General features: G+C 41.7%; 5 protein-coding genes. 3 read left to right on the plus strand and 2 right to left on the minus strand.

Annotated features, from left to right (window positions below; all coding sequences use genetic code 11):
• Together LD39_RS05245 and LD39_RS05250 are read right to left on the minus strand one after the other, a co-directional pair.
• On the minus strand, positions 1–594 hold a 594-nt coding region (locus LD39_RS05245; protein WP_035543674.1), incomplete at its 3' end, for a 2OG-Fe(II) oxygenase.
• A 290-nt stretch (positions 595–884) separates the two neighbouring features.
• Positions 885–2,069 carry a serine-tRNA(Ala) deacylase AlaX gene (locus LD39_RS05250; RefSeq protein ID WP_035543670.1) on the minus strand — a complete coding sequence of 395 codons (1,185 nt, stop codon included), beginning with the start codon at positions 2,067–2,069 and terminating at the stop codon, positions 885–887.
• A gap of 417 nt (positions 2,070–2,486) precedes the next feature.
• Between LD39_RS05250 and LD39_RS05255 the strand changes: the two genes are divergently transcribed.
• The 3 genes from LD39_RS05255 (at position 2,487) to LD39_RS05265 (ending at position 5,813) form a co-directional block, all read left to right on the plus strand.
• Positions 2,487–3,635, plus strand: coding sequence for a DUF2515 family protein (locus LD39_RS05255; RefSeq protein ID WP_052158738.1), 1,149 nt, complete (start codon positions 2,487–2,489; stop codon positions 3,633–3,635).
• Positions 3,636–3,642: 7 nt separating this feature from the next.
• Positions 3,643–4,026, plus strand: coding sequence for a CBO0543 family protein (locus LD39_RS05260; protein ID WP_156112571.1), 384 nt, complete (start codon positions 3,643–3,645; stop codon positions 4,024–4,026).
• Positions 4,027–4,280: 254 nt separating this feature from the next.
• Positions 4,281–5,813 (plus strand): multicopper oxidase family protein, encoded by a 1,533-nt coding sequence (locus LD39_RS05265; RefSeq protein WP_035543676.1) that lies wholly within the window; start codon positions 4,281–4,283, stop codon positions 5,811–5,813.
• Positions 5,814–6,014 lie beyond the last annotated feature (201 nt).

Below are 6,014 nucleotides of genomic sequence, written 5' to 3' on the forward strand. Positions count from 1 at the left end.
CGCCCACTTTTCCCCTACAGTAACCGGGGAGCCGCCGTGAAGTGTCCGTTCATTGATCACAGGATCTGAATAAAAATATTCAAAATAGACGCCCATGCCTTTCTGAGGGGAAACTGATAGATTCATGTGCGGAAAATAGGTTTCTCCCCCCTCTTCAACATCGTTCAAGTAAAGAACAAGCGTGCTGATTCTTCGGTTATTTGTTGCTTTGACTTTTGATTTGAAATAATCATAATGAGCTTTATATTCCTGGCCCTGTTTATAATTTAAAATGTGAAGTCCTTCTCCATGCTCAACGGGTACATTCATAATTTGCGAAAGTCTCTTTTCGATCCTCATCGTAATATCATCCTCCGGCAGAAAGGTGCTGCTGCTCGTCCGAATGTTACTCACTTCGTGTCGGGATCCAATTTTCGATCGATTCAAACGATCTTTGGAAAGGCGGATCAGCTCCTCACACTCAGCCTCACTTACGACGTTTCCTAAAATAGCAATCTTAGGATCTTCCATTTTGGCGATAATCGCTATCTCACGGTCTTCGGTCATAATCTTGTTTCCCGTGTGATCGAAAATTGAAGCTTCTTTCACTTGCATGGTCACTTTTTCATCAACCTCTTCTAATTTTAATAAGACGCATATCCTCGAAGAATTATAGGATATGAAAGAATCTTACCACCTTCTTACAATTTATTCTTTATTTTTCATAAAAATACCAAAAGTGTTCACAAATAGAGATAAGGTTTTTCATCTACTTGATACTCCTTCGCTCCAGCCTGGAATACATGTAGCAAATGTTGATAAAAAAAGAGCCTGCCTCCTTTCCCATCTAGCAGAGGGGGCAAGCTTTGAATTTCATATTATAGGAAACTTATTTTGAAGAAAATCTACAACCGCTCTTTCACTCGATCAGCAAAATCAGCTCCATCCATTAACTTTTTTCCTCCGCCCTGTACGAAATTCGGTTTGCCGCCTCCTTTTCCTTCTATAAGAGGCATCGTTTGTTTGGCAACCTCATTCATATTCCGATCGATCTCTGCTCCACTAGCCAGCACAAACTGCAGCTGATCTTCCTGTTCACTGACAAGGATGAGATAAGCATCTGATGCTTCTTCGATAATCGCTTTTCCCAGCGACTGAAGTGTCTTGATCGGGCGGTCCTGAAAGACGCGCTGAATCACTTTATTTCCTTCTGCATCTGAAATAATCTCACGTGCTTCGTACTGAAGGATTTGCCCCTCAAGCTCAGCCATTTTCTTATCTTTTTCCTTGCTTGCCTTGATTAGATGATCGACTTCTCCTACAAACTGCTCTTCCGGTCTAGGAATAAGCTGTTTCAATTCGGTCAGTATCTGGTGCTTCTGCCCGAGCTTATCTAGCACCCGATAACCGCAGACAAATTCCAAGCGTACCTGTTTCTTGCTTTTCGTCCATCCTAGAAACTTAACAGTCATGACTTCGCCTGTGGACTCAGGATGTGTTCCTCCGCATCCGTTGTAATCGATGTCTGGAATAATTACTAGTCGAACATCACCATCGACAGCAAGCGGTTTGCGAAGTGGGTACTCTCCGGCCTCTTCTACGGACATCCACTTGGTTTCAACAGGATAATTTGTTCGAATGATTTGATTGACCCTCTCCTCAGCCTTTTGCAAAATTTCTTCGGATAGATGCTCCGTATCCAAATCGATCGTTACCGTATTTTTACCTAAATGAAAGCTCGTCGTTGGCAGGTTGAACAGGTCATCAAATACAGCTGAAATGATGTGCTGACCGCAATGCTGCTGCATATGGTCGATGCGTCGTTCTCGATCAATGATTCCGTGCACTTCTTCAGTAGACTCTGGAAGTTCTTCCTTTGTGTAATGACGAACCTCTTCTTCGACTTCTTCTGCATCAATCACTTCAATATCATTCAATGTGCCCTGATCATGAGGCTGCCCGCCTCCCGTCGGATAAAATGCTGTCTCTTTCAGCACCACAAATGGTCCACTTTTATCATGATCTATTTTTACAACCTTAGAGTCGAATTCCATTTTATAAGGATCTTCATAATATAGCTTTCTCGTCATTTTACGTTCCTCCTATGTATTTCTAAAGTTATCGTAACATGTCTCTTTTAATACAAGGATATCGTCATGTTCGAATTATGTACAAATACACAGTGCCTATATCGGTGTTTCTTATCACCAAAAAAAGATGACTAGTAAATGCTCGCCATCTATTAAGAATAGGGATGAATAATTTTATGATAAGGCCTCAATTAAATTATCCTCATGAATCTGCACAGAACGAAATAAGATGATCATATATGAAGCCTTCGCACCTCGGTTCCAATTAACCCTAGTTTCATCATGAGAGTCTTCCCGTTTAATAATGTTAATTCAATCGTTCTAGTTCAAATAAAAGAAGATTTCACCATCCCCCTCCTAAAAACTATGACCACTTATCCTTATGCCTAGTTGAAAGACATTCCTGGAGAGGAGAGATTGCTTCTGGTTGAGGCTGCAGGAACTTTTCATTCCCTGACAAAATTAAAAAGCCAATTGAAAAAGAAATCCAATGTAAAGGCTATCCAGCCTGTTACTTCACTGTCACCGAAGGACCAGCAGCTGATCGCATCGATTCGAGCCAAAACGGAGCAGTTTAATAGTAATAATGTGACACGTACTCAAGCTTATTTTGACTTCTATTTACGGCATCCAGAAATCGAATGGGCTTTACTTGGCCACATGGTTTCGCGCAATGGCGGCTGGAGTATGACAGATTTAAAAGGAGAATTTTTAGCAAAGCTTTTAACTGAAAAAGAACAAACACAGTTCTTTTCATTCTTAGAACGAGGGAATTGGCTGATTTTCCAGGATATTTATCCTCAATTTCTCCTCTATGAAGAGAGTTTGAAAAGGCAGCAGCCACTCTTCGACCTTCTTCCTCATCTAAATGTGTCAACATTTATGGAAGTCGTTTGGTCGGACTTTTGGAAAAACCAAAACCGATCGAACCTCTCCTTAGCAATGATAATTAATGAACAAAGCTATTTGGAAAAACGGGTCATCCAGCACCCCGTCTACCAAAATACGGTACTTGAGACGATTATGTTTAAATTACAGGACTTATTGAACATGAGCCATATATTATTTCCCTACTCACAAAAGCCCTTTGAAAGAAATTTACTAATTGGGCAAACGTTAAACCAATTTTCTTCTTTGGAAAGACGAATCGAATTAGGGAAACAATTATATGCTTTACTTTTTTCAGATTCAAAGCGCCTGCAGCGTATTGTTGACTGGGCAGCAGCCAATCCCCACACGGGATCTCGCAAAGATTACTGGCCTCATCTGTTTAATGACGTGAAAGAAACAGTACCGGGGGGATTGTATATTCCTCAAACGAAAAATTGTACGTTACAAACAAACAGCCCTCATATTTATAGTCCGAGACTGGAGTATGCTTGGAAAAATAGTAACCAAACGAAGGCTGAAGATGGCGACTGGTTTACCAAATGGACCGGCATTGATTTTCTAGAACCTATTCCCGATAACGTAAATGGAGAGATTAAACATGACTACTGTAAAACCATCGAAAAACTCGAGTGGACGGTCTTTACCAAAAAAATCTTATTTCATAGGAAGCAGTAAATCGCAGTTGTTTTCCTACCTCTTTACTATGGTGTCAGCCGCCCTGCTGACCACTTACATAGAATTATGGTTCATCGGTCAAGGTTACTATAACTTTCATGCCCGCCCCTTTCCAGCAGTATTTCCCGTAGACATTCGCTTCACCTTGATAGTTATTCCGTTATTCTCCTTATTCGCTTTGTGGATAATGAAGGCATTGAATGGTTGGACTCGATTCGGTTTTATTTTTCTTACAGGTTTGCTGGCGATGCTGCTTGAGCCAATGATTGAAGAAGCAGGGTGGATTGCATTCAGCTCAGATTGGAAGCACATCTATTCTTTTTTTGGGTATTCCTCCTTCCTTCTCCTTATCCGGCTAATTCATGTTTTGGTAAATAGATTATTTGAATAATAAAAGAGACCTTAAAAAAGGCATCTCTAAGGACGAGAAAAATCAGTTATTGTCTCATCCATGTTAGCGAGAAGATTCCAGCCATTGCTTCAACACAACCACTGCATGGTCATCTCAATGGTTTTAGAGACAAGTCAGGGGATCTAAGGAATCTAAGAGCACTATGGGTATTTAAATACATTGTGGGGGTTTCGGTGAAGGATATAGATTCAGCTCAATGCAATAAAGTAGGGACTTTATCTGTAAAAAGGAGAATGCTTATGCTGGAAAAGTTTGTGGATCGACTTCCCATTATGAAGACTATTCTTCCAAACGCTAACATTCATCACATGCCTTTTTATGAAGTAACGATGAGCGAAACGTACCAGAAGCTGCATCAAGACCTTCCTCCGACGAAGATCTGGGGATATAATGGGCACTATCCAGGCCCTACGTTTCATGTTCAGAAGAATCAACCGATTCATGTATTGTGGAAAAATAAACTCCCTTCCAAACACTTTCTTCCCATTGATACCACTGTTCATGGAGCTGGGGAAAACGTGCCCGAAGTTCGAACGGTCGTGCACCTACACGGAGGTGCTACGCCTTCGGCAAGTGATGGCTATCCTGAAGCGTGGTTTACAAAAGATTTCAAACAAGTGGGACCGCATTTTACTAACAGAATCTATACCTATCCCAATCAACAAAATGGAACAACGCTGTGGTACCACGATCATGCTTTGGGAATCACACGTTTAAATATCTATGCAGGGTTAGCGGGGATGTACATCATTCATGATCCAGAAGAAATCCGCTTGAACCTGCCCCAGAATCCATATGATCTCCCCCTCCTAATTCAAGATCGTTCATTTCATCCGGATGGAAGTCTTCTGTACCCCTCTCAACCAGCCAAACCGATTTCTGAGGTGGACCCTTCCATTTTGGAAGAATTTTTCGGTGACACTATTTTGGTAAATGGAAAAGTTTGGCCTTATTATAATGTAGAACCTAGACGTTATCGCTTCAGAATACTTAACGGATCTAATTCACGGTTTTACCGATTATCTCTTTCAAATGGTTTACCTTTTGTCCAAATTGGAACTGATCAAGGGTTATTAGAGACACCGATAAGCGTCCCCTCTCTACTCATAGCGCCTGCAGAAAGAGCGGATGTTATTGTCGATTTTTCTTGTTGCTATGGCGAATCGATCGTGCTTAAGAATGATGCAGCGTCCCCTTTCCCTAAAGGGGAGAAGCCAGATCCGGATACAACTGGATCTGTCATGAAGTTCCATGTGGTGTCTCCTCTTACTTGCCTAGATGAGAGTTCCATTCCTGATATTCTGGATACCGTTCCCAGGCTGTCAAGCTTTCAACAGGTCCGAATGTTAAAGCTCAGCATGAGACCTGACTCCTATGGCCGGTCCATCCACTTGTTAGACGGCCGGTTGTGGTCAGACCCCATTTCAGAAACGCCCAGATTAGGCAGTACGGAGATTTGGAATCTCGTTAATGTTTCCCATGGGACTCATCCCATCCACCTTCATTTGGTTCGTTTTCAAATCATTGACCGCCAACCGTTTGATGCAGAAATCTATCAAAAAGAAGGAAGAGTCGTTCCTACCGCTCCACGTATGCTACCGGAATTGAATGAGCGAGGGTGGAAAGATACGGTGCGTGCCAATCCTAATGAAATTACACGCATCATCGTCCCGTTCGGCCCATACGCTGGTTTGTTTGTGTGGCATTGCCATATTCTTGAGCATGAAGATTATGAAATGATGCGTCCCTTCTTCGTCATTAGGTAAGGGTGTGTCAAGATTTGCTATAGAAAGATTAGAACCTCACAATAGTAATAAACTACTGTGAGGTTCTAAGAGTTGATTTTTTCTAAAAATCGAGTCAATTGTAAGGTATAATCTTTACTTAGGAAACGGTGTACACTTCATGGGAAGGCAGCTCTAATAACGTCAGCTTCCCGCCAAACACAGCCCCTGTATCAATATCCA

Origin of the sequence: Halobacillus sp. BBL2006, assembly GCF_000786645.1 — a bacterium.
Classification (GTDB): Bacteria; Bacillota; Bacilli; order Bacillales; family Halobacillaceae; genus Halobacillus.

What these genes read in the sequence shown, in the direction of transcription:
- LD39_RS05250 (WP_035543670.1), bottom strand. Translation starts at nt 2,069, where the DNA reads ATGACGAGAAAGCTATATTATGAAGATCCTTATAAAATGGAATTCGAC.
- LD39_RS05265 (WP_035543676.1), top strand. Translation starts at nt 4,281, where the DNA reads ATGCTTATGCTGGAAAAGTTTGTGGATCGACTTCCCATTATGAAGACT.